General features: G+C 65.6%; 21 protein-coding genes and 1 riboswitch. Of the genes, 16 read left to right on the top strand and 5 right to left on the bottom strand.

The genetic code is table 11. The features are described 5' to 3' along the window. Window positions 1-13 precede the first annotated feature (13 nt). Entirely contained in the window at window positions 14-2,302 is a 2,289-nt protein-coding gene (gspD, locus tag KDG50_09910; GenBank protein ID MCB1865734.1) for a type II secretion system secretin GspD, read from the top strand. Between the two features lie 28 nt (window positions 2,303-2,330). Here the strand turns inward: gspD and phoR are convergent, their stop codons facing one another. From phoR to phoU (KDG50_09895), 3 genes are read right to left on the bottom strand one after another with little or no spacing between them, the layout of a single operon-like run. Further along, window positions 2,331-3,641: a phosphate regulon sensor histidine kinase PhoR gene (phoR, locus tag KDG50_09905; protein MCB1865733.1), complete on the bottom strand. Its 1,311-nt coding sequence runs from the start codon at window positions 3,639-3,641 to the stop codon at window positions 2,331-2,333. 35 nt (window positions 3,642-3,676) lie between these two features. Continuing rightward, window positions 3,677-4,405 carry a phosphate regulon transcriptional regulator PhoB gene (phoB, locus tag KDG50_09900; protein MCB1865732.1) on the bottom strand — a complete coding sequence of 243 codons (729 nt, stop codon included), beginning with the start codon at window positions 4,403-4,405 and terminating at the stop codon, window positions 3,677-3,679. Further along, the gene (phoU, locus tag KDG50_09895) at window positions 4,374-5,102 is read right to left on the bottom strand and encodes a phosphate signaling complex protein PhoU (protein MCB1865731.1); all 729 of its coding nucleotides are present in this window, start codon (window positions 5,100-5,102) and stop codon (window positions 4,374-4,376) included. The genes phoB and phoU (KDG50_09895) overlap by 32 nt, the downstream gene beginning before the upstream one ends. On the opposite strand from phoU (KDG50_09895), the gene KDG50_09890 reads away from it, so the two are divergent. The 8 genes from KDG50_09890 (at window position 5,101) to arsJ (ending at window position 13,448) form a co-directional block, all read left to right on the top strand. After that, the gene (locus KDG50_09890) at window positions 5,101-6,372 is read left to right on the top strand and encodes a PstS family phosphate ABC transporter substrate-binding protein (GenBank protein MCB1865730.1); all 1,272 of its coding nucleotides are present in this window, start codon (window positions 5,101-5,103) and stop codon (window positions 6,370-6,372) included. The genes phoU (KDG50_09895) and KDG50_09890 overlap by 2 nt on opposite strands. A 100-nt stretch (window positions 6,373-6,472) precedes the next feature. After that, a complete protein-coding gene (gene pstC / locus KDG50_09885; GenBank protein MCB1865729.1) occupies window positions 6,473-7,855 on the top strand; it encodes a phosphate ABC transporter permease subunit PstC in 1,383 nt (460 codons plus the stop codon). Continuing rightward, window positions 7,848-9,122: a phosphate ABC transporter permease PstA gene (gene pstA / locus KDG50_09880; protein MCB1865728.1), complete on the top strand. Its 1,275-nt coding sequence runs from the start codon at window positions 7,848-7,850 to the stop codon at window positions 9,120-9,122. The genes pstC and pstA overlap by 8 nt, the downstream gene beginning before the upstream one ends. Before the next feature lie 43 nt (window positions 9,123-9,165). Then, window positions 9,166-10,044 carry a phosphate ABC transporter ATP-binding protein gene (locus KDG50_09875; GenBank protein MCB1865727.1) on the top strand — a complete coding sequence of 293 codons (879 nt, stop codon included), beginning with the start codon at window positions 9,166-9,168 and terminating at the stop codon, window positions 10,042-10,044. A gap of 26 nt (window positions 10,045-10,070) precedes the next feature. After that, entirely contained in the window at window positions 10,071-10,781 is a 711-nt protein-coding gene (gene phoU / locus KDG50_09870; GenBank protein ID MCB1865726.1) for a phosphate signaling complex protein PhoU, read from the top strand. After that, window positions 10,778-10,966, top strand: coding sequence for a hypothetical protein (locus KDG50_09865; GenBank protein ID MCB1865725.1), 189 nt, complete (start codon window positions 10,778-10,780; stop codon window positions 10,964-10,966). The genes phoU (KDG50_09870) and KDG50_09865 overlap by 4 nt, the downstream gene beginning before the upstream one ends. A gap of 281 nt (window positions 10,967-11,247) precedes the next feature. Beyond that, on the top strand, window positions 11,248-12,255 hold the full coding sequence (locus KDG50_09860; GenBank protein ID MCB1865724.1) for an ArsJ-associated glyceraldehyde-3-phosphate dehydrogenase: 1,008 nt from the start codon (window positions 11,248-11,250) through the stop codon (window positions 12,253-12,255). After that, window positions 12,252-13,448 carry an organoarsenical effux MFS transporter ArsJ gene (gene arsJ / locus KDG50_09855; protein ID MCB1865723.1) on the top strand — a complete coding sequence of 399 codons (1,197 nt, stop codon included), beginning with the start codon at window positions 12,252-12,254 and terminating at the stop codon, window positions 13,446-13,448. The genes KDG50_09860 and arsJ overlap by 4 nt, the downstream gene beginning before the upstream one ends. A gap of 65 nt (window positions 13,449-13,513) precedes the next feature. Here the strand turns inward: arsJ and KDG50_09850 are convergent, their stop codons facing one another. Then, window positions 13,514-14,017: a hypothetical protein gene (locus tag KDG50_09850; protein ID MCB1865722.1), complete on the bottom strand. Its 504-nt coding sequence runs from the start codon at window positions 14,015-14,017 to the stop codon at window positions 13,514-13,516. A 189-nt stretch (window positions 14,018-14,206) separates the two neighbouring features. Further along, window positions 14,207-14,692: a DUF4124 domain-containing protein gene (locus KDG50_09845; GenBank protein MCB1865721.1), complete on the bottom strand. Its 486-nt coding sequence runs from the start codon at window positions 14,690-14,692 to the stop codon at window positions 14,207-14,209. A 124-nt stretch (window positions 14,693-14,816) separates the two neighbouring features. Then, window positions 14,817-14,909: riboswitch (glycine riboswitch) on the top strand. A 195-nt stretch (window positions 14,910-15,104) separates the two neighbouring features. On the opposite strand from KDG50_09845, the gene gcvT reads away from it, so the two are divergent. The 7 genes from gcvT (at window position 15,105) to KDG50_09810 (ending at window position 22,354) form a co-directional block, all read left to right on the top strand. Continuing rightward, the gene (gene gcvT, locus KDG50_09840) at window positions 15,105-16,196 is read left to right on the top strand and encodes a glycine cleavage system aminomethyltransferase GcvT (GenBank protein MCB1865720.1); all 1,092 of its coding nucleotides are present in this window, start codon (window positions 15,105-15,107) and stop codon (window positions 16,194-16,196) included. An 81-nt stretch (window positions 16,197-16,277) separates the two neighbouring features. After that, window positions 16,278-16,673, top strand: a complete 396-nt coding sequence (gene gcvH / locus KDG50_09835; GenBank protein MCB1865719.1) for a glycine cleavage system protein GcvH — start codon at window positions 16,278-16,280, stop codon at window positions 16,671-16,673. A gap of 94 nt (window positions 16,674-16,767) precedes the next feature. Further along, window positions 16,768-18,129 carry an aminomethyl-transferring glycine dehydrogenase subunit GcvPA gene (gene gcvPA, locus KDG50_09830; protein ID MCB1865718.1) on the top strand — a complete coding sequence of 454 codons (1,362 nt, stop codon included), beginning with the start codon at window positions 16,768-16,770 and terminating at the stop codon, window positions 18,127-18,129. A 54-nt stretch (window positions 18,130-18,183) separates the two neighbouring features. Beyond that, the gene (gene tpx, locus KDG50_09825) at window positions 18,184-18,681 is read left to right on the top strand and encodes a thiol peroxidase (protein MCB1865717.1); all 498 of its coding nucleotides are present in this window, start codon (window positions 18,184-18,186) and stop codon (window positions 18,679-18,681) included. A 31-nt stretch (window positions 18,682-18,712) separates the two neighbouring features. Beyond that, window positions 18,713-20,203 carry an aminomethyl-transferring glycine dehydrogenase subunit GcvPB gene (gcvPB, locus tag KDG50_09820; protein ID MCB1865716.1) on the top strand — a complete coding sequence of 497 codons (1,491 nt, stop codon included), beginning with the start codon at window positions 18,713-18,715 and terminating at the stop codon, window positions 20,201-20,203. Between the two features lie 6 nt (window positions 20,204-20,209). Continuing rightward, on the top strand, window positions 20,210-21,142 hold the full coding sequence (locus KDG50_09815; GenBank protein ID MCB1865715.1) for a carbohydrate kinase family protein: 933 nt from the start codon (window positions 20,210-20,212) through the stop codon (window positions 21,140-21,142). A gap of 216 nt (window positions 21,143-21,358) precedes the next feature. Next, window positions 21,359-22,354, top strand: a complete 996-nt coding sequence (locus tag KDG50_09810; protein MCB1865714.1) for a lysophospholipid acyltransferase family protein — start codon at window positions 21,359-21,361, stop codon at window positions 22,352-22,354. The last annotated feature ends 25 nt before the right edge of the window (window positions 22,355-22,379 follow it).

The following is a 22,379-nucleotide window of genomic DNA, read 5'->3' as shown; positions in this document are numbered from 1 at the left end:
CCGGTCTCAAGACGTGCGCACTGACAAGAACATCAATCGGGAACCCGAAAGCGTGATTGCAAAGCTCACTTCCGCCGTGCGTGCGCTCGGCGTCGCCGGCCTGGTCTCGATTGTCGGGGCCTGTGCCACGCCACCCGCGTCCGAAGGGCCGGCGGCCCCGCTGCCGCGCGAGCTGACCGGCACGACGGCGCCGCCGCCGGGACTGCCGGCGAGCGTTGACCTGTCCGACCGGGCTCTCGCTGCGGGTGATGATGAGTCTCGCGAGACACAGCTGTTTCCGGGCTCGGGCCGGTTTACCGCCGACCCGAAGGGCCCGCCCGGGCCGGGTCGTGATGCCGGCGGTGGCAAGGTCACGCTGAACTTCCAGAACACCGATGTGCGCGAGGTCGTGCAGTCGGTGCTCGGCGACATCCTGCAGGAGAACTTCGTGATCGACCCGGGGGTCGTCGGCGCGGTGTCGATCACCACGGGACGGCCGATCGCGCGCAACGACCTGCTGACCGTGTTCGAGGACCTGCTGCGTTTCTACGGCGTGGCCCTGGTCGCCGATGGCAAGCTCTACAAGGTCGTCATGCTGGACAAGGCCGTCGCGGGCAATCTGCGCCCGCAGGCCGGCGCGAACCTGTCAGCGATCGGCTACAGCGTGCGCGTGGTACCGCTGGCGTTCATCAGCGCCACGGAGATGGAAAAGCTGCTCAAGCCGTTCGCGCCGCCGTCCGGGATCCTGTCGGTCGACCCGGCGCGAAATCTACTGATGCTGGCCGGTACGGCGCGTGATCTGGCGCGCATGCAGGAGACGATCGACGTCTTCGACGTGAACTGGCTGGCGGGCATGTCGGTCGGCATCTTCCCGGTTCGCTTCGCCGACCCGCAGACCCTGGTCGGCGAGCTAGACAAGGTGCTCGGCGCGGGCTCGGAATCGCCGGTGTCCGGGCTGTTCCAGTTCCTGCCGATCGAGCGGCTGGAATCGGTGCTCGTCATCACCCCGCAGCCCGCGTACCTGGAACAGGCGCGCATCTGGATCGACCGGCTCGACTCGGGCGCCGGAGAGGTGCTCGGCGAACAGCGCCTGTACGTCTATCAGGTGCAGAACAGCGAGGCGGCGCATCTGGCCGATCTGCTGCAGGACGTCTTCGAGGTTTCGGGCGGCAGTTCGTCGAGTTCGACGCCGGCCGCACGCACGGCGCCGAATCGCCAGCAGACCAGCGTGAGCTCGACCAGCAAAGACAAAAAGGACGAAAAGAAAAACGACAAGACCACCCAGAACCGGCGTACGACCCGTGCGTCTGCGGATGGCGACAAGACCGGTGCGATCGACCGCGAACAGGTCCGGGTCATCGCCGACGAAGACAACAACGTGCTGCTGATCCTCGCCTCGCCGCGCGATTACCGCATCATCGAGGAGACGCTCAAGCGTCTGGATGTGCCGCGTCGCCAGGTGCTGATCGAGGCGACGATCGCCGAGGTCAGCCTGACCGGCAATCTCGAGTACGGCGTGCAGTGGTACTTCAAGAACAGCGGCATCAAGGCCTTCGGCGATGCTTACACCGGCACCGGTGCGGTGTCCGGCAACGTCGATTCGCTGTCCATCGGCCAGACCGGCGCGGCCATCGCCAACGGCTTCAGCTATGCGCTGACCGATGCCGGTGGCGTGGTCAGTGCGTTCCTGCAGGCGCTGGCGCGCGATTCGAAGGTGCGCATCCTGCAGGCGCCGCACCTGATGGTGCTCGACAACGAATCGGGCAACATCCGGGTCGGCAATCAGCAGCCGGTGTTCACCTCGACCACCCAGAACCTCGACCAGACCGGTGGTGTGACGAACAACATCGTCACCAACCAGATCCAGTTCAAGGACACCGGCATCTCCCTGGATGTCACCCCGCGCATCAACGCCGGCGGGCTGATCACCATGGAACTGACCCAGGAGGTCACCGACGTCGGCCAGATCGACACGGCCACGGGGCAGCGCTCATTCCTGCAGCGCACGATCGAGAGCGTGATCGCGGTGCAGTCGGGCCAGACCATCGTGCTCGGCGGCCTGATCCAGGACAACCAGACGCGTGGCAAGAGTGGCGTGCCGCTCCTGTACCGGCTGCCGGTGATCGGCAACCTGTTCGGATCGACCAACGACAGCCTGTCGCGCACCGAACTCATCGTGCTGATCACCCCGCGGATCATTCGCGACTCCGACGAGGCGAACAAGGTCACCGAGGAGATGCGCCAGCGCCTCAACCAGGCCTTCGGCATCTACGATTCCACGCTGCCGCAGATTCGCAACCTGACCCGCGAATCGTCGCCGTGACGGACGGCGCCGGGCGTCGGCTGATGGCTTACGACGCCCTGGCGGTGTCCACGCGGTAGTCCGCGCCGATCACAAAGCCAAAGGTCGAGCCACGGCCCGGGGCCGAGTCGATCGCAAGTTTCGCGCCGTAGCGATCGAGCACATGCTTGACGATCGCGAGCCCCAGTCCGGTTCCACCCGCCTCGCGCGAGCGGCCGGCGTCCACGCGGTAGAAACGCTCGGTGAGCCGGGCGTGGTGTGCCGCCGGGATGCCGGGCCCCGAATCCTTCACGCTGAACCGCACGCCGTCGCCGGTGGTCGCGAGACGGATCTCGATCGCGCCGCCGGCCGGTGTGTAGCGCACCGCGTTGACGAGCAGATTCGCCAGTGCAGCGCGCAACTCGTCGACGAAGCCGACGATCCGCACGCCGGATTCGATCCTTGCGTCGATGGCGTGCCCGCCCTCGCGGCGGCTGAGTTCGGTTGCCTCGTCCACGCAGGCGCGCGCGAGGCCCGACAGGTCCACCGGCTCGCCGGCCTCGCTCGCGTCGCGTGCGCGTTCGAGCCGGGCCAGCAGCAGCAGATCCTCGACGATGCGCGTCATGCGCTCGGTCTGGCGTTCCATCCAGCCCAGCGGCCGGGCCCAGGCGGGGTCTTCCGACGCCTGCATGCGCAGTTGTTCGATCGAGCCGGACAGCACGGTCAGCGGTGTGCGCAGCTCGTGCGAGGCGTTCGCGACGAAGTCGCGCTGTAACTGCTCGCTCCTGCGCTGCGCGGTGATGTCGCGGGCGGTCAGCAGGAAGGCGCGCTTGCCGTAGGGCACGGCGCGCAGCGCCAGCGCCGGGCGATCGAGTGTCGCGTCCACGGTGACCGGCTGGTTGAAATTTCGCTGTTGCAGATAGCGCGTGAACTCGGGCGCGCGCACGAGGTTTGCGATGGACTGGCCGGTGTCCTCGCCATGCAGGGCCAGGAGTTTCTTCGCGGCGGGATTCGACCACTGGATTTCGAACCGGTCGTTGAGCTCGAGCAGCGCGTAGGGCAGCGCGCGCACGGACTGGTTCAGGCGCTTGAGTCGCTTGCCGAGCTTGCGCTTGCGCTCGCGCGAGCGGCGCTCGCGCACGTCGACGCGGTAGAACACGAAACCCCACACGCCAAACGGATCGGGCGGCGGGGTGCGTCCCTCGCGACTGAGCCAGCGCAGCAGCCGGGCGAGGTTGTAGGCGTGCCAGACGAGGTAGGCAAGCCCGCCGACCGCCAGCGGCAACAGCCCGAGATCGTGGGTCTGGCCGATGATCAGCAGCGCCGCGCTCGCGAGCACGACCAGCCATAGTTCACTGCGCCATGGTGAGAGATGGCCCATGGCAGATCAGGCGGACATCGCGGCGGTGGTCGTGCTCAGCCCGCCGGCGAGAACCGGTACCCGGCGCCGCGAACCGTCTGTACCAGACTGTCGGCGCCGGTCGGCTCCAGTGCCTTGCGCAGCCGGCGGATGTGCACGTCGACGGTACGTTCCTCGACATACACGTTCGTGCCCCAGACCGAATCGAGCAGCTGCGTGCGGCTGTAGACGCGGTCAGGATGCTGCATGAAATGACGCAGCAACCGGAACTCGGTCGGTCCCAGATCCACGCCCTCGTCGGAGGCGGTGACGCGGTGGCTGGCGAGGTCCATGCGCACCGGGCCGATCTGCAGCACCTCGGTACCGCCGCCGCCGGTGCCGCGGCGCAGGTTCGCGCGCATGCGCGCGAGCAGTTCGCGCATCGAGAACGGCTTGGTCACATAGTCGTCGGCGCCATTGTCGAGCCCGCGCACGCGGTCGGTTTCCTCGCCGCGCGCCGTGAGCATGATCACCGGTGTTTCGGCCAGCCGCGGCTCGCGGCGCATCCGCCGCAGCAGCTCGACCCCGTTCAGGTCCGGCAGCATCCAGTCGAGCAGCACGAGATCCGGTGTCGTGTCGGCCATGCGGGCCCAGGCGCTGAGGCCGTCGGGCGCGGAGTCGACGGTATAACCCGCGGACTCGAGCGAAAACACCAGCATTTCGCGCAGGTCCGGCTCGTCGTCGACGACGAGCACCCGTGCGCCGGCGTCGTGCTCAAGGGTTCGCGAGTTCGCGTTCGAGCTCATCGATGGAGATATGCCGGACATCGCGGCCTCGCACGAGATAGATCACGTATTCGCAGATGTTCTTCGAGTGGTCGCCGATCCGCTCCAGCGAGCGCACCACCCAGATCAGCTGCTGGTAGGCGTCGGCGGCGGACGGCTCGGTCTTGATCTCGTCGCCGAGTTCGCCGAGCAGCGCGGCATAGCGGCTGTCGACGGCCTTGTCCTTTTTGGCCGCGGCGATCGCCGCGTCGACGTCCATGCGCACGAAGGCGTCCAGTGCGTCGCGCAGGCTCTCTCGCACCATCGCGCCGAGTTCGTTGATGTGCTCGATCAGCCGCTCGAAATGCGGCACCGTGGTTGCCGCGAGGCGGATCGCCATCTTCGCGATCTTCTCGGATTCGTCGCCGATGCGCTCGATGTCCGTGATCGTCTTGATGATGGCCATGACCATGCGCAGGTCGCCCGCGGCCGGCTGGCGCCGCGCGAGGATGTAGGTGCAATCCTCGTCGATGCTGACCTCCTGGGCGTTGACCCGGTGGTCGGTGCGTACGACGTAATCGGCGAGTTCGGTGTTGCGCTCGTTGAGTGCCGTCAGGGCGTCGCTGATCTGGCGCTCGGCGAGCCCACCCATCGCCAGCGCGCGCGAGCGCAGGCTTTCGAGTTCCTGATCGTAGCGATGGAGGATGTGGCGGCCAAGATTCATGCGGTTGGTGACCATGGAGTTCAGTGCCGGGCAGGGTAACCGAGGAAACGTTACATCTATATTACAGCCGGGGATCGGGTTTGCCTGTTCTGTCATCTGTCCGTCACCGGCGCAGCGGCGCGGTTTTTCCGGCCGGAGCGCCCGGCGCCTGGTGTCACACGGCTGTCACAACGCAGGGGTAGTCTTTCCGCCCGTCAACCGTCCCTGTTTGATTGGAGAATCTACTGTGTTGAAGAAGATCACCTTGGCCGTCGCGGCGCTGACCGCGGCCACCGCCGGGTCCGCCGCCCTGGCGCGCGACACCATCAATATCGTCGGTTCGTCGACGGTGTATCCGTTTTCCACGGTCGTCGCCGAGCGCTTCGGCCGCACCACCAAGTTCCCGGCGCCGAAGGTCGAGTCGACCGGTTCCGGTGGTGGCCTGAAGCTGTTCTGCGCCGGTGTCGGCGTCGAGCATCCGGACATCACCAACGCCTCGCGCCGCATCAAGTCTTCCGAAGTGAAGACCTGCGCCCAGAACGGGGTCAAGGAAGTCATCGAGGTCAAGGTCGGCTATGACGGCATCGCGATTGCGAACTCCAAGCAGCATCCGCGCTACAGCCTGACCCGCAAGGAGCTGTACCTGGCCCTGGCGAAGGAGATTCCGGATCCGAAACAGGGTGACGAGCCGTATGATGCCGGCCGCTTCATCCCGAACCCGCACAAGACCTGGAAGGACGTGAACCCGGCTCTGCCGGCGGAGAAGATCGAGGTGCTCGGTCCGCCGCCGACCTCCGGCACCCGTGACGCTTTCGTGGAACTCGTGCTCGAGCATGGCTGCGAACAGAAGAAGTGGGTCAAGGCCCTGGCGAAATCCGACAAGAAGCTGTTCAAGGAAAAGTGCTTCACGGTGCGTGAAGACGGCGCCTACATCGAGGCCGGTGAGAACGACAACCTAATCGTCGACAAGCTCGCGGCCAATCCGTCGGCGCTCGGCATCTTCGGTTTCAGCTTCCTCGACCAGAACCTGGACAAGGTGCAGGGCTCGCTGATCGAAGGCGTGGCGCCGGAATTCGACTCGATAGCCGATGGCAGCTACCCGGTCTCGCGTCCGCTGTACTTCTACGTGAAGAAGGCACACATCGGCGCCGTGCCCGGCATTGAGGAATACGTCGCCGAGTTCACCAGCGAGAAGGCCTGGGGCCCGGAGGGCTACCTCTCCGAGAAGGGTCTGATCCCGATGCCGGACGCCGAGCGCAAGAAGTTCTCGGCCGACGCCAAGTCGCTTGCGCCGCTGTCCATGTAAGGTGCGGGGAGCGCACGGGTTGTAATCTGACCCGTCACGAAACGGGCGGCCGGGACCCAACCCCCGGCCGCCCTTTTTCGCTCAACCGGTTAGCCATCCAATGCCCATTTCCACCCTGCTTCTCGTCATCGTCGGGCTGGCCGTGCTGGCGTTCGCCCTGGGGCGGCGGCGCGCCTTCGCCGTGGCCGGCGGTCGGCGCAGCCGGCTGCATTCGCTGCCCGCGCATTACGGCTGGATGGTGGCGCTGTGGGCGCTGTTGCCGGCCTTGCTGATTACCCTGATCTGGGCATTCGTCGGCGAGCGCGTGATCACCCAGATGGTGGTCGGCGATCTTCCAGCCGAAACGCGCGCGCTGGAGCCGTCGCGGCTCGGTCTGGTCCTGAACGACATCCGCAACGTGGCGACCGGCCGAATCACCTCGGCGACGCCCGATGCGATGACGCTGGAGGCGGCCGACAACTATCGGTCCCTGCAGTCCGGCGGCCAGATCATCCTGAGCGTGACCGTATTCGCGGTCATGATCCTTGGTGCGGCCCTGGCCTGGCGCCGCATCGATCCGCGGCTTCGTGCGCGGCAGTCCGTCGAATGGATCGTGCGCAGCCTGCTGATTGCCTGTTCATTGATTGCGATCCTGACGACGATCGGCATCGTGCTGTCGGTGCTGTTCGAGTCCATCCGCTTTTTCAATCTGGTGCCAGTCACCAATTTCGTGTTCGGCCTGGAGTGGAGCCCGCAGACGGCGATTCGCGAGGACCAGGTCGGCTCGTCCGGCGCGTTTGGCGCCATACCGCTGTTTGCCGGCACATTGCTGATTTCGGCGATCGCCATGCTGGTCGCGGCCCCGACCGGGTTGCTGGCGGCCATTTATCTTTCGGAATACGCCAGCGCGCGGGCACGCGCGATCTTCAAACCCGTGCTGGAGATCCTGGCCGGCGTGCCGACCGTGGTCTATGGCTTTTTTGCCGCCCTGGTCGTGGCCCCCACGATTCGGGGGTTCGGCGAGAGCATCGGTCTTGACGTCGCATCCGAAAGCGCGCTGGCGGCCGGACTGGTCATGGGCATCATGATCATTCCGTTTGTCTCGTCGCTGTCCGACGACGTCATCACCGCCGTTCCACAGGCGATGCGCGACGGCTCGCTCGCGCTCGGCGCCACGCGATCGGAAACCATTCGCCGCGTCGTCCTGCCGGCCGCCCTGCCCGGCGTCGCCGGCGGCATGTTGCTGGCGGTCTCGCGCGCGATCGGCGAGACCATGATCGTGGTCATGGCCGCGGGCCTGTCGGCGAACCTGACGGCGAACCCGCTCGAGGCGGTGACGACGGTAACGGTCCAGATCGTGACCTTGCTGGTCGGCGACCAGGAATTCGACAGCGCCAAGACCCTTGCGGCCTTCGCGCTCGGGCTGATGCTGTTCGTCGTCACGCTGATGCTGAACGTGATCGCCCTGCATATCGTGCGCAAATATCGGGAACAGTATGAGTAACAGCGAGAAGGCGCCGGCGATTGAACGCGTCAAGGCCGGCCTGCGCCGGCGTTACGCGGCGGAGCGTCGGTTCCGTCTGTATGGCCAGTTCGCCGTACTTTTCGCGCTTGCCGTGCTCTCGCTGCTGTTTGTCAGCATCTTCAGCAATGGCTATCAGGCGTTCGTGCAGACGCACCTGCGACTGGACATCACGGTCGATGAGGCGAAGATCGACCGCGACAATCTTCGCCGAAGCGATTTCGGCGGCATGGTCAAGGACGCCGTGCGAGACCTGTTCCCCGAGGTCACCTCGCGGCGCGACCGTCGGCAGTTGGCCAGCCTCGCGAGCCCCGGCGCGGAGTTCATGCTGGGCGACCTTGTGCGCGCCGACCCGTCCCTGGTCGGCACCACGCAGACGCTGTGGGTGCCGGTCGATGATGACTTCGACATGCTTGCCAAGGGCTACATCGATCGCAATGTCGCCGAGGGCGACCGGCGGCTGAACGATCAGCAGATCGCCTGGTTCGACAAGCTCGTCGCCGACGGCCGCATCGACAAGCGGTTCAACACCACGTTCTTCAACGCGGGCGATTCGCGCGAACCGGAGCTGTCCGGCATTCGTGGCGCGCTGACGGGTTCGATCCTGATGCTGCTGGTCACGCTGGTGCTATCGTTCCCGATCGGCGTTGCCGCGGCGATCTACCTTGAGGAGTTCGCGCCGCAGAACCGGTTCACCGACTTCATCGAGGTCAACATCAACAACCTCGCGGCCGTGCCGTCGATCGTGTTCGGTCTGCTCGGCCTTGCCGTGTTCATCAACTTCTTCGGCCTGCCGCGTTCCGCACCGATCGTCGGCGGCTTGGTGCTGACGCTCATGACCCTGCCGACGATCATCATCGCGAGCCGTGCGGCGCTGAAGGCCGTGCCGCCGTCGATCCGCGAGGCTGCGCTGGGCGTCGGCGCATCCAAGGTGCAGGCGATCTTTCATCACGTTCTGCCGCTGGCCTTGCCCGGCATGCTGACCGGCACGATCATCGGCATGGCGCAGGCGCTCGGCGAGAGCGCGCCGCTGCTCATGATCGGCATGATCGCGTTCGTCGTCGATATCCCCGGCGGCGTGTTCGATCCGGCGACGGCGCTGCCCGTGCAGATATACCTCTGGTCCGACAGCCCCGAGCGCGCGTTCGTCGAGCGCACCTCGGCCGCCATCATGGTGCTGCTCGGATTCCTGATCCTGATGAACGCTGCGGCCGTGATGCTGCGCAAACGTTTCGAGCGCCGCTGGTAGACCCGGCCGCTGCATTCCTTGGCGGAAATTGCCCATGACTACGATGACAGACGAAGTGCTTGATGACGCGCGGACCGCGAGCGAGGTCGACGACCCGATCGAGGTGCGCGGCCATGCCGTGGTCGATCGCGAGAGCCGCAAGACGGTCGGCACGGTGACCGTGCCGCATCCGCGCATGACCTGCCGCAACGTGCAGGTCTATTACGGCGACAAGCATGCGATCAAGGACGTGTCGATCGACATCGGTCAGCACGAGGTGCTGGCGATGATCGGCCCGTCCGGCTGCGGCAAGTCGACCTTCCTGCGCTGCCTGAACCGCATGAACGACACGGTGGCCAGCGCGCGGGTCGAGGGCGACATCAAGCTCGACGGCATGGACATTCACACCAGGGAAGTGGATGTCGTCACCCTGCGTGCCCAGGTCGGCATGGTGTTCCAGAAGCCGAACCCGTTCCCGAAATCGATCTACGAGAATGTCGCCTACGGACCACGCATTCACGGCCTGTCCGACAGCAAGGCGGAACTCGACGAGATCGTCGAGCAGAGCCTGCAGCGCGCCGGGCTCTGGGACGAGGTCAAGGATCGCCTGAATCACCCGGGCACGGGCCTGTCCGGCGGCCAGCAGCAGCGTCTGTGCATCGCGCGCACGATTGCCGTGCGCCCCGAGGTCATCCTGATGGACGAGCCGTGTTCGGCGCTCGATCCGATCGCGACTGCGCGCATCGAGGAACTGATCGACGAACTGCGTGAGAACTTCTCGATCGTGATCGTCACGCACTCCATGCAGCAGGCCGCGCGCGTATCGCAGCGTACGGCGTATTTCCATCTCGGCGACCTGATCGAGGTTGGCACGACCGACCAGATCTTCACGAACCCGCGCCATCGCCTGACGGAAGACTACATCACCGGCCGGTTCGGCTAGGCGATCGAACGTACCGCGGAGGCGGTATGCATCCGAAACTTGAAGGGCACACCGTTGCCCGCTACGACAGCGAGCTGTCGCGGCTGTTCGAATGGTTCCTGGAGATGGGCGGCTTCACGCTGCATCTCGTCGGTCGCGTGATCGGCGCCATGGAACACCTCAACGCCGAAGAGGCGCGCTCGGCGATGGTCGACGACGCGCAGATCAACGCGCTCGAACGTTCCGTGGACGAGGAGATCGCCAAGCTTCTCGCGCGCCGCGCGCCGCTCGCACACGATCTGCGCGTGGTGCTGGCCATCTCCAAGGCCGCATCCGACCTCGAACGCATCGGTGACGAGTGCAAGCGCATCGGCGAAGTCGTCGTCCACATCGTAGAAGGCAAGAACGGCGCTGAACCAAGCGCTTCGCTGCTCTACGACACCAAGCGCATGGGTGCGATGGTCTCCACCATGCTGCGTGGATCGCTCGAGGTGTTCGACAAGCTCGACGCCGACAAGGCCGCTGCGGTGCTGGTCGAGCAGCATGCGCTCGAAGAGCAGTTCGACGCCTCGCTGCGCCGGCTTGCGACCTTCATGCTCGAGGACGTGCGTTCGATCGGTCTGGTGATCGACGTGTTGCTGGTGACCAAGGCGCTCGAACGCATCGGCGACTATTCGAAAAACGTCGCCCAGCAGGTCATCTATCTCGGCCGCGGCGAGGACGTGCGACATCGCAGCCCGGCAAATGCCGGCCGATGAGCGAGGCGGACGCGGCAACCGCGCGCGAATGGTCACAGCTCAGCGACGACGAGCGGCTCAGACTGCGAATCGACTACGGCGCGTATCTCGACACCCTGCCGCCCACCTGTTCACTGGACGAAAAGCACACGCGCTTCGGCAACTGGCTGGCCGAGCGCGACATTCACTACTCTACATCTGACTAGGGCCTGTTCACACTACGCGTGGCGCAGCGACGGCGGCCGTTTTTTTGGCCAACAAGGCGCTGTGAGCGCGGTGTACTTGACGTACATAAGCGAGCAGCAACACCGTTGGGCGGAAAAACGGCCCCGTCCCTTCGGGTCGCGCCCCAAAATGCGTCATGCGGCGTCGCTCGTCGTTCATTTAGACTCACTAAACTTCTCTCCTCGCGCCTTGCCTGACACATTTTGGGGCAGCAACGCTGCGTCACGCGTAGTGTAAACAGGCCCTAACCAAGAGGTCGTTCATGCCTGTGCGAACCGCGATCAACGGCTTTGGGCGCATGGGGCGGCTCGCCCTGCGCGCGGCCTGGGACACGCCGGAGCTGGAGTTCGTTCATGTCAACGAACCGTCCTGTGATGCCGCTGGCAGCGCCCACCTGCTGAAGTTCGACTCCATTCACGGCCGCTGGGCGCGTGAAACCACTGCGACGGGTGACGCCATGGTCGTCGACGGTCGAACGCTCAGCTACAGTCGACTGCGCACCCCCGCCGAGGTGCGCTGGGCCGATGCCGGTGTGGAACTCGTGATCGAGGCCTCCGGGGCGTTCCGCAGCGTCGAGTCGCTGGCGCCGTATTTCGACCAGGGCGTGCGCAAGGTCGTGGTCGCGGCGCCCGTGAAGGGCGCGCTGAACATCGTGATGGGCGTCAACCACGACCGTTACGACGAGCGGCGCGATGACATCGTCACGGCTGCATCGTGCACCACGAACTGTCTGGCGCCGGTCGTCAAGGTCATGCACGAGCGGCTCGGCATCGTGCATGGTGCGATGACGACGATCCACAACATCACCAATACCCAGCGCATCGTCGATATCGGGCATCGTGACCTGCGCCGCGCGCGCGCCTGTGGCGAATCGCTGATTCCGACGACAACCGGTTCCGCCAAGGCCATCGTCGACATCTTTCCGGAACTCGCAGGCAAGCTGAACGGGCTCGCCGTGCGGGTGCCGCTGCTCAACGCATCCCTGACCGATTTCGTGTTCGAGAGCGCGCGGCCGACCACGCCCGAGGTGGTCAACGGGTACCTGAAGACGGCTGCCGAAGGTGAGCTCGCCGGCATCCTCGGTTACGAGGAGCGTCCACTGGTGTCGGTGGACTATCGTGACGATCCGCGCTCGTCGGTCATTGACGCGCTGTCGACCATGGTCATAGATTCCACCCAGGTGAAGGTCCTGGCCTGGTACGACAACGAGTGGGGATATGCCAACCGCCTTGCTGAACTCGCGCGCCTGGTGGCCCGGCAGATGACATGAACGGCGCCGCGCGGTCCTATGCCGTCGTCACCGGCGGCTACTGGGCGTTCACGGTCACCGACGGCGCGCTGCGCATGCTCGTCGTGCTGCATTTCCATCGCCTCGGCTACTCGCCGTTCGAAGTGGCGATGCTGTTCCTGTTCTACGAGTTCTTCGGCGTGGTCACGAACCTCGTCGGCGGCTGGCTGGGCGCGCGCATCGGGCTGAACCGCACCATGCATCTGGGCATGGCCTTACAGGTCGTCGCACTCGGGATGCTGGTCGTGCCGGCCGCGTGGCTCACGGTGCCCTACGTGATGGCGGCCCAGGCGTTGTCGGGCATCGCCAAGGACCTCAACAAGATGAGCGCCAAGGCGAGCGTCAAACTCATGGCGCCGGCCGGCGGCGACTCGCCGCTGCTGCGCTGGGTCGCGGTGCTGACCGGCTCGAAGAATGCGCTCAAGGGCGTGGGCTTCTTCGTCGGCGGCGCGCTGCTCGCGGCGATCGGATTTCGCGGCGCAGTGATTGCGCTGGCTGCGCTGGTGGCCGTCGCGCTCGTCGCCACCAGCTGGATGTTGCCTGGCGATCTCGGGCGGATGTCCGGCAAGCCGAAGTTCCGCGAGCTGTTTTCAAAATCGGCGGCGATCAACCAACTCAGTGCCGCGCGGTTTTTCCTGTTCGGCGCGCGCGATGTCTGGTTCGTGGTCGCCCTGCCGGTGTTCCTGTCGGCCGTGCTGGGCTGGAGTTTCACGGGCGTGGGTGCGTTTCTCGCGTCCTGGGTGATCGGCTACGGCGTCGTGCAGGCGCTGGCGCCGACGCTGCTGCGTCGCGGCGGACGCCAACCCGGCGGGGCTGCGGCGCGAGTCTGGGCGCTGGCCCTGATTCTCGTGCCGGTCGCGATGGCGGCCGCGCTCGGGACCAGGGCCGATCCGGCTACTGTGATGATCAGTGGGCTCGCTGCGTTCGGTGTGGTGTTTGCGATCAACTCGGCCCTGCACTCGTATCTGATCCTGGCGTATTCAGACCGCCACGGCGTGTCCATGAACGTCGGGTTCTATTACATGGCGAACGCCGGGGGTCGGCTCGCCGGCACCGTGCTGTCGGGCTGGGTCTACCAGCAGTTCGGCATGGTGGGCTGCCTGTGGGTGTCCGCGGCGTTTGTCCTCGTCACCTTGCTGCTGTCATTGCGGCTGCCGGCCGTCACGACTGCGTGAGTTGTTTCCGCCCATGAACGCAGGGCCGGCGATGCCGGCCCTGGGTGCCGCCGTTTGGACGGGGCTTACATCGCCAGCGGAATCGAGTGGATCGGCGTGGCCTTGCGCGGCGGCGTGAAAAAGGCCTTTTGCACAAATGGCATGCTCAACGGCTCGCGGCGGTTGAACGGCAGCAGCACCAGCATTCTGGCCATGATGCAGTAGCTGAACAGTACGCGCCCGAGCGTGCCGATCGCAGGAACCCAGAGAAACCAGCTCATGAAATCCGGAACGGTCATCAGCAGCACCATGAGGTAGCCGGTGCGAATCTGAACCGTCATGCTGGCGCGGCCGCGATCGCGAACCAGAAAGTGCAGCAACTGGGCGACGGCGATGGCGAGCGTGATCGGAAACGCCGGGTAGACGTTCAGCACGGTCAGCCAGAGGGTCGTGGTCGACGCAACCCAGTACCACCAGGCCACGCTCTTGTATTCCAGCATCAGGATGGAGTTGCTGTCGGTCTTGCAGCTCGCTCCCGGGTGGGTCTCGAGTTTCAGCAGGTCGGATTGGACGGCGGTCAGGGTCTGCATGGCGGTCTCCTCGTGTTCGGGTGAGTGCGATCGCGGTTGTGATCGCGTTGAGGAACAGCCTAGGCCGGTCGCGTCGGCGCCAATACTCACAAACCCGTAGCAGCGCACTACACAATCCGTAGCAAGCCACTACAGATTTTCGAGTACGGGGTGCTCCGCGTGTCCGCCGTTGGCTCGTGCGGGTCCCGCTCAGTTGGACCTCGGGCTCCAGAATCGCTCGAAGCTCTCCGGCGAAAAGCCGGTCAGTCGGCGCTGGCCGTGGACGAACAGGGGCAGGCCGCGGCCGCCGAGCCGTTCGAAGCGCCGGCGTGCGTCGGCGGATGCCTCGACATCGAGTTCCGTGTACGCAATGCCGTGTTCGCGCAGGTAGCGCTTGGCCGTCTGGCAGTGGCCGCACCAGGGCGCGCTGAACAGTAGCAGCTCCCCGGCGGCGAGATTCGCCAGCCCCGGGTCGATCGGCGCGGTCTCGACGATGGGCGGTGCCGTGTAGGTGTTGATCGGTCGCAGTTTCACCGGCTCGGCCGTCTCCCGCGCCGGTGGCCGGTCGCCGAAATGGACCTTGCCCTGGTCATCGGTCCATTTATAGATCGTGCCCGCGAACGCGGGCGCCGGCGTGACGCATAGCACGAACACCGTCAGCGCCGCCAAGGCCCGAAATGCGTCTTTCAGATTCATACTGCCGCCGTGCGTCCTGCCTGGCGGGGAAGCGTAGCGCGACTGGCGGAGCGGTGCCGTCTGCAATGGCCCGGTTGCTGGTGGCGACGCCCGGGCCGGGCCGGTATCATCGCCCGTCCGGATACCGTCCCCCCTGGGAGAGTCCCCGCCGCGCGCGGGGCGCCGAAGGCGCAACGTCCGCCCGGAATCGCTCAGGCCACCGGACCTCGGGGGAATCATCCGGCTCTGGAGAGCGGCCGTCATTGCGCGGCCCACCGAAGGGGGCGGCCGCGTTGCGGCCGGTACACTCTCAGGTCCAGGACAGAGGGGCGGCGTGGGTGCATCCCCGCACGGGTGCGTCCACGCCGCCCCTTTTTCGTGCTGGCCCTGGGGCCGGCGCGGGAAACCGATTTCGCCACCGAGAACGACGCTGATGGGCAAAAAGACGCCACTCCACGACACGCATGTCGCCGCCGGGGCGCGCATGGTCGACTTCGGCGGCTGGGACATGCCGCTGCACTACGGCTCCCAGCTCGAGGAACACCACGCCGTGCGGCGCGATGCCGGCATGTTCGACGTCTCGCACATGACTGTCGTCGACATGCGCGGGCAGGGCGTCGCGAGCTACCTGCGCCGCCTGCTCGCCAACGATGTGGCCAAGCTGCCCAAGGGCAAGGCGCTGTACTCGTGCATGCTCGACGAGAACGCCGGCGTGATCGACGATCTGATCACCTATCACGTCGAGGACCGGTTCTTTCGCACGGTCGTGAATGCCGCGACGCGCGACAAGGACCTCGCCTGGTTGCAGCAGCAGACCGACGGCTACGACGTCGAGATCAAGGAGCGTCCGGATCTGGCGATGGTCGCCGTACAGGGCCCGAACGCGCGTGAAAAGGCCACCGCGGCGCTCGGCGACCGCGCGGCGGTCATTGCCGACTCGCTCAAGCCGTTCACGGCCGTGGCCCTGGGCGACCGCTTCGTCGCACGTACCGGCTATACCGGCGAGGACGGTTACGAAATCATCCTGCCGGCCGCCGAGGCTCCGGTGTTCTGGGGGCATCTCGCCAAGGCCGGCGTCGCACCCTGCGGGCTTGGCGCGCGCGACACGCTGCGCCTGGAGGCCGGCATGAATCTCTATGGCACCGACATGGACGAGCGTTATACGCCGCTGCAATCCGGCCTCGGCTGGACGGTGGCCTGGGAACCGGAAGACCGCGATTTTGTCGGCCGCGCCAGGCTCGCCGCACAGAAGGCCGCCGGCAGCCCGCACCGGTTCGTCGGGCTGGTGCTCGAGGGGCGTGGCGTGCTGCGCAATCACCTGAAGCTGTTCGTCGGCGATCAGGAAGTCGGCGAGATCACCTCCGGCGGTTTTTCGCCGACACTGGAGCGATCCATCGCGATGGCGCGCATCGACGCCGATGCGGACAACGCTGCCCTGCAGGTGGACCTGCGCGGCAAACGCCTTCCAGTGCGCGTCGTGCGTCCGCCGTTCGTGCGCAACGGCAAAGCCCGCATTGAACTGTAGTCTCTTGTTTGGTTTCGTTGCGCTGGCAATCCGGGACGGATTGATCAGAGCTTCCCTGATATCTGTCGAGGCGTGTGAACCATGAGTGATATTCCCAACGATCTGCGCTACACCGAATCGCATGAATGGCTGCGTGTCGAAGACGACGGCACCATCACCGTCGGCGTCACCGACCATGCGCAGGCCGCGCTCGGTGATCTCGTGTATGTGGAACTGCCCGAGGTCGGCGCCGATTTCGCCGCCGGTGCCGAGTGCGCGGTGGTCGAGTCCGTAAAGGCGGCCTCGGATGTGTATTGCCCGCTGACCGGTGAGATCGTCGCCGTCAACGAAACCCTGAACGATGCGCCGGAGACGGTGAACCAGGATCCATACGGCGACGGCTGGCTGTTTCGCATCCGCGTCGCGGACGCCGATGCGGTCAACGATCTGCTCGATGCCGAGGCCTACGGCGAGGTCGCCGAAGCCGACTCGCACTAGCCAGCCGTCGAGGTTCTGCCGGGACGGCGCGATCGCGTCTTCCCGCAGAGTTCTTCTCCAAGCTGTCAGCACTGCGACCCACGGAGTTCGCTGCATGCCATTCATTCCGCATACCGAAGCCGAAGTCCGGGCGATGCTCGATACCGTCGGCGCCGCCTCGATCGACGATCTGTTCGACGAGATTCCACGTGAGCTGCGCTGCGGGCCGCTGGACGCCGTGCCACCGGCGGCCACGGAAATGGAAATCATGCGCGAGATGCAGTCGCGCGCGCGCCGTGACGGCCAGCCGATGCTGTTTCTCGGTGCCGGCGCCTACGAACACCACATCCCCGCAGCGGTCTGGCAGATCGCCACGCGCGGCGAGTTCTACAGTGCCTACACGCCGTATCAGGCCGAGGCCAGCCAGGGCACGCTGCAGGTCATCTACGAATTCCAGTCGATGATGACGCAGCTCACAGCGCTGCAGGCCGCGAACGCGTCGCTCTACGACGGTGCGTCGGCGCTGGCCGAGGCCGTGCTGATGGCAGTGCGCGCCAACCGCAAGTCGAAATCCCGTCGCGTACTGATGCCGCGCACCGTGCACCCGTTGTGGCGGCGCGCCGTGCATTCGATCGTGCACAACCAGGACATCGAACTCGTCGAGCTGGACTACGACCGCAGCACTGGCCGCGTCGACCCGGCAACCGTGTCCGCGTACGCCGGGCAGGACTTCGCGGCACTCGTGGTTCCGCAGCCGAACGTCTTCGGCATGCTTGAAGAGGTCGACGCGCTGACCGATCTCGCGCATGCCAACGGCTGGCTCGCGATAGCCGCCGTCAATCCCGTTGCCATGGCGCTGATCGAGGCGCCGGGCCACTGGGGCGAGACCGGTGCCGACATCGCCGTCGGCGAGGGTCAGCCGCTCGGTGTGCCGCTGTCGTCCGGTGGTCCGTATTACGGCTTCATGTGCACGAAGCTCGACCACGTCCGGCAGATGCCCGGGCGCATCGTCGGGCGCACGGTCGATCTCGATGGCAAGCCCGGATTCACGCTGACGCTCCAGGCGCGCGAACAGCACATCCGGCGTTCGAAGGCCACGTCCAACATCTGCACGAACCAGGGTCTGGCGGTGACCGCATCGACGATCCACATGTCGCTGCTCGGCGCCGAGGGACTGCGCCGGGTGGCTGCCGTGTCCCACGCGAATGCCGCCGCGCTGGTCGAGCGACTCACCAGCATTGACGGGGTCGAATCCGTATTCGACGGGCCGTCCTTCCATGAACGCGTCCTGCGCCTGCCGGTCGAGGTCGATTCCGCCCTGCGCGCACTGGCCGCCGACAACGTCATCGGCGGTTTTGCGCTCGGCGCCGACTACCCGGAACTGGCCGACTGCGTGCTCGTGTGCGCGACGGAAACGCGCACGCCGGCCGATATCGAACACTACGGCGAACTGCTCGGTCGCATCGTTTCGCGCTAGCCACCCGCCGTTCTAATGAAGCTGTGACCGATCAAGCGAATTCAGGAGATAAACATGGCCAAGATCACGCTGCACGGTAACGAGATCAACACCAATGGCGATCTGCCCGCCGTCGGTTCAACGGCGCCCGGCTTCTCGCTGGTCGACAAGAATCTGAATAATGTCGGCCTCAAGGAATTCCCCGGCAAGAAGAAGCTGCTGAACATCGTGCCCAGCCTGGACACGGGCGTGTGCGCGACGTCCACGAAGCGCTTCGATGCCGAGGCGCCGAAACACACCGATACGGTGTTCATGATCATTTCGTCCGACCTGCCGTTTGCCCAGGCGCGTTTCTGCGGTGCCGAGCACACGGCGAACGTGGTAACGCTGTCGCTGATGCGTGACCGCAGGTTCGCCAAGGATTACGGCGTGCTGATCACCGATGGCGCGTTGGCCGGTATCACCGCGCGTGCGGTCGTGGTGCTGGATGCCAACGACAAGGTTCTCTATACCGAAATGGTTCCGGAAATCGGCCAGGAACCCGATTACGACAAGGCCCTTGCCGCGCTGTAAGCCAAAGAAAATCACATCAGGTGCAAACAACGTGCTGATCTTCGAGCAATCCGTCGACGGCCGCCGCGCGAGTGCGCAGGCGCCGGCGGCAACGGTCAAAACGCCGGATCTTCCCGAGCGCTTCTTGCGCAAGCGGCCGCCGGCGCTGCCCGCGGTGTCCGAAATGCAGGCGGTGCGCCACTACACCCGGCTGTCACAGAAGAACTTCTCGATCGATACCGAGTTCTATCCGCTCGGCTCGTGCACGATGAAGTACAACCCGCGTGCCTGCAACGCCGCGGCCCTCCTGCCCGGCATGATCGACCGGCACCCGCTGGCGCCGGTCACGCACAGCCAGGGCTATATGGGCTGTGTTTATGAACTGCAACAGATGCTGATTGCGGTGACCGGCATGCGCGCGGTGTCGCTGGCGCCGGCCGCCGGTGCGCAGGGCGAGTTTGCCGGCGTTGCGATGATCCGCGCCTATCACGACGCACGCGGTGACGAGGCACGCACGGAGATCCTGGTGCCGGATGCCGCGCACGGAACGAATCCCGCGACGGCGGTGATGTGCGGCTACAAGGTGCGCGAAATCCCGACCGACGCCAACGGCGATGTCGAACTCGAAGCGCTGCGCGCGGCCGTGGGGCCGCAGACCGCCGGAATCATGCTCACCAATCCGTCCACACTCGGCGTGTTCGAACGGCGCATCAAGGAGATTGCGCGCATCGTCCACGAGGCCGGCGGGCTGTTGTATTACGACGGCGCGAACCTCAACGCGATTCTGGGCAAGACGCGTCCGGGCGACATGGGCTTCGACGTCGTGCACATCAATCTGCACAAGACGTTTTCGACCCCGCATGGCGGCGGCGGACCGGGCGCCGGGCCGGTCGGCGTCAGCGAGCGACTGAAACCGTTCCTGCCGGTGCCCATGGTCGGCCGTGGTGATGACGGCGAGTACCACTGGATCACCGAGGCCCAGCGGCCGCAGACGATCGGCCGGCTGCTGGCGTTCGCCGGCAACGCCGGCGTGCTGCTGCGCGCCTATGTCTATGCGCGCATGCTCGGCCGCGAGGGCATGCCGCGCGTCGCCGAATATGCGACGTTGAACGCGAACTACATGCTCAAGCGCATGCAACAGGCCGGATTCACGGCGGCTTTTGCCGGCCGGCGTGCCACCCACGAGTTCATCATCACGCTCAAACGTGAGGCGAAGGAACTCGACGCCACGGCCATGGACTTCGCCAAGCGTCTGCTGGACTACGGCATGCATGCGCCGACGACGTATTTCCCGCTGCTCGTGCCGGAGTGTCTGCTGATCGAGCCGACCGAGACCGAATCCAAGGACGTGCTGGATCGCTTCGTGGACGCGATGAGCGCGATTCGCGCCGAGGCGCAGGCCGACGTGCAGCAGCTCAAACTCGCCCCGCACACCCTGCCGGTGCGCAGGCTCGACGACGTGAAGGCCGCGCGCGAACTCGACATCGCCTGGCGGCCCGCTGAACCGGCCGCGACGCCAGTCGCCGCTGCCGCGGGGGCCTAGACACCCATGTCCGCGCTGATCTGCGGGTCTTTTGCATTCGACTCGATCATGGTGTTTCCGGATCGGTTCCGCAATCACATCCTGCCGGACCAGGTGCACATGCTGAACGTCTCGTTCATGGTGCCGAAGATGCGCCGCGAATTCGGCGGTTGTGCGGGCAACATTGCCTACAACCTGAAGCTGCTCGGCGGCGAAGGCAAGCCCATGGGCACCGTGGGCACCGACTTTGCACCGTACGCGCAGTGGCTGGACGCCAACGGTGTGGTGCGTGACCACGTGACCGAGGTCGATGGTTTTTATACGGCGCAGGCCTTCATCACCACCGATCAGGACGACAACCAGATCACCGCGTTTCATCCGGGTGCAATGGGCGAGGCGCACCGCAACGCGGTGCCGACCGATGCCGGCATCACGCTCGGCATGGTTTCGCCCGATGGTCGTCAGGGCATGCTCGATCACACGCGCCAGTTTGCCGAGGCCGGCATTCCGTTCGTGTTCGATCCGGGCCAGGGCCTGCCGATGTTCAACGGCACCGAACTGCTGTGGTTCATCAAGCACGCGAACTACATCGCCGTGAACGACTACGAGGCGAGCCTGCTCGCCGAGCGTACGGATCTGTCTCTCGCGCAGATCGCCGCGCGCTGCGAGGCGATGATCGTCACGCGCGGCGGCGAGGGCTCGACGATCTACGCCGGAAAAAAGGTGTTGCAGATTCCGGTCGCGCCGATCCGCAATGCCGCCGATCCGACCGGCTGCGGCGATGCCTATCGCGCAGGTCTCATCTACGGGCTCATGAACGGCATGGACTGGGAAACCACCGGTCGCATCGCCGCGCTCATCGGTGCGATCAAGTTCGAGAGCCCCGGCACGCAGAATCATCGTTTCACCCGCGATGAGTTTCACGATCGCTTCGTCGAGGCCTTCGAATACAGCTTCTGATCAACTGCCTGGGGAAGCTCTGATCAATCCGTCCCGGATCGCCAGCGCAGCGAAAACGAAAAAGTGTGATTTTTCGTTTTCTTTCATTTTCAACGGCGTGCAGCCGTCGTTGTGGCGGCACTTCCCTGTGCCGCGGGAAGCTCTGACAATTCAGAGTTTCCTTAGATTGTGGCCCGGGCGATCTCCCGGCCCTTCGCATCTGAACGGTTGCTGATCGTGGAGCCAGCGGAGGCCAGAACACCGGAGACCGCGCGGCATTCCGGGCGCTGGCGTGCGTTCTTCTGGGAGCGACATCCAAAGTACTGGCTGATCGGCAGCGTACTGTTCCTCGGGCGCCTGTCCGCGCTGTTGCCGTTTCGCTTGATGCTGGCCCTGGGCTGGCCGCTGGGCATGGCGTTTTATGTGCTCAATCCGCGCCTGCGGCGGGTGGCAACCCTGGACATCGCGCGCTGCTTTCCGTGCCTCACGCCGCGCCAGCGAACGCGCCGCGTGCGCGCGAGTTTTCGCGAACTCGGTTATTCGATCATGGAGACGCAGCTCGCCTGGTATGGAAACCTGCGTGCGTTCTGGGACAAGCGCGTGGTCGTGGACGGACTCGAACACTGGCAGGCGGCGCTTGCGACCGGCCGCGGCCTGATCCTGCTCTCAAGCCACTTCGGTTCGCTGGATCTCAACGCCGCGCTCGCGGGGCAGTTGGCGCCCGCCGGGCGGCGTTCGATCGGCAGCTACCGGGCGCCGGCCGATGCCGTCGTGGACCGCTTTCTGCGCAGCGTTCGCGCTCGTTATGGCGGCCCGCTGTATGCAACTGAATACCTCCGCCCGCTGCTGCGCGAACTCAAGTCCGGGGCGGCGTTGTGGTATGCCCCGGATCTGGACGCGCCGTTTCGCGTGAATGTATTCGTGGACTTCTTCGGCGCCCCGGCTTCAACGAGCACCATCACCGGCCGGCTCGCGCAGAGCAGCGGCGCCCTCGTCGTGCCCATGGCGCACTATCGCGAGCAGCGGGGTCGGCGTTATCGCGTGAAGTTCTGGCCGGCGCTGGAGCGGTTCCCGAGTGGCGATGAGGTGGCCGATGCACGAGCCGTCAATGCCGCCGTCGAGCGCATCATCGAGCCGTACCCGGAGCGCTACTGGTGGATGCTCAAACGCTTCAAGCGCCTGCCCGACGGCACCAAACGCGACTATTCGCGCGAGCGCCTTGCGGATGAATGACCTGGTGAATGGGGTGTCGGCTGGT

This window comes from Chromatiales bacterium (assembly GCA_020445605.1).
Classification (GTDB): Bacteria; Pseudomonadota; Gammaproteobacteria; order JAGRGH01; family JAGRGH01; genus JAGRGH01.
This window is presented reverse-complemented; position numbering and strand designations above follow the sequence as displayed.

Excerpts from the sequence above, each read along its gene's own strand:
- phoR (MCB1865733.1), bottom strand. The coding sequence starts at position 3,641 with ATGGGCCATCTCTCACCATGGCGCAGTGAACTATGGCTGGTCGTGCTC.
- phoB (MCB1865732.1), bottom strand. The coding sequence starts at position 4,405 with ATGAGCTCGAACGCGAACTCGCGAACCCTTGAGCACGACGCCGGCGCA.
- KDG50_09890 (MCB1865730.1), top strand. The coding sequence starts at position 5,101 with ATGGAGTTCAGTGCCGGGCAGGGTAACCGAGGAAACGTTACATCTATA.
- phoU (MCB1865731.1), bottom strand. The coding sequence starts at position 5,102 with ATGGTCACCAACCGCATGAATCTTGGCCGCCACATCCTCCATCGCTAC.
- pstC (MCB1865729.1), top strand. The coding sequence starts at position 6,473 with ATGCCCATTTCCACCCTGCTTCTCGTCATCGTCGGGCTGGCCGTGCTG.
- pstA (MCB1865728.1), top strand. The coding sequence starts at position 7,848 with ATGAGTAACAGCGAGAAGGCGCCGGCGATTGAACGCGTCAAGGCCGGC.
- KDG50_09875 (MCB1865727.1), top strand. The coding sequence starts at position 9,166 with ATGACAGACGAAGTGCTTGATGACGCGCGGACCGCGAGCGAGGTCGAC.
- phoU (MCB1865726.1), top strand. The coding sequence starts at position 10,071 with ATGCATCCGAAACTTGAAGGGCACACCGTTGCCCGCTACGACAGCGAG.
- KDG50_09865 (MCB1865725.1), top strand. The coding sequence starts at position 10,778 with ATGAGCGAGGCGGACGCGGCAACCGCGCGCGAATGGTCACAGCTCAGC.
- KDG50_09860 (MCB1865724.1), top strand. The coding sequence starts at position 11,248 with ATGCCTGTGCGAACCGCGATCAACGGCTTTGGGCGCATGGGGCGGCTC.
- arsJ (MCB1865723.1), top strand. The coding sequence starts at position 12,252 with ATGAACGGCGCCGCGCGGTCCTATGCCGTCGTCACCGGCGGCTACTGG.
- KDG50_09850 (MCB1865722.1), bottom strand. The coding sequence starts at position 14,017 with ATGCAGACCCTGACCGCCGTCCAATCCGACCTGCTGAAACTCGAGACC.
- KDG50_09845 (MCB1865721.1), bottom strand. The coding sequence starts at position 14,692 with ATGAATCTGAAAGACGCATTTCGGGCCTTGGCGGCGCTGACGGTGTTC.
- gcvT (MCB1865720.1), top strand. The coding sequence starts at position 15,105 with ATGGGCAAAAAGACGCCACTCCACGACACGCATGTCGCCGCCGGGGCG.
- gcvH (MCB1865719.1), top strand. The coding sequence starts at position 16,278 with ATGAGTGATATTCCCAACGATCTGCGCTACACCGAATCGCATGAATGG.
- gcvPA (MCB1865718.1), top strand. The coding sequence starts at position 16,768 with ATGCCATTCATTCCGCATACCGAAGCCGAAGTCCGGGCGATGCTCGAT.
- tpx (MCB1865717.1), top strand. The coding sequence starts at position 18,184 with ATGGCCAAGATCACGCTGCACGGTAACGAGATCAACACCAATGGCGAT.
- KDG50_09815 (MCB1865715.1), top strand. The coding sequence starts at position 20,210 with ATGTCCGCGCTGATCTGCGGGTCTTTTGCATTCGACTCGATCATGGTG.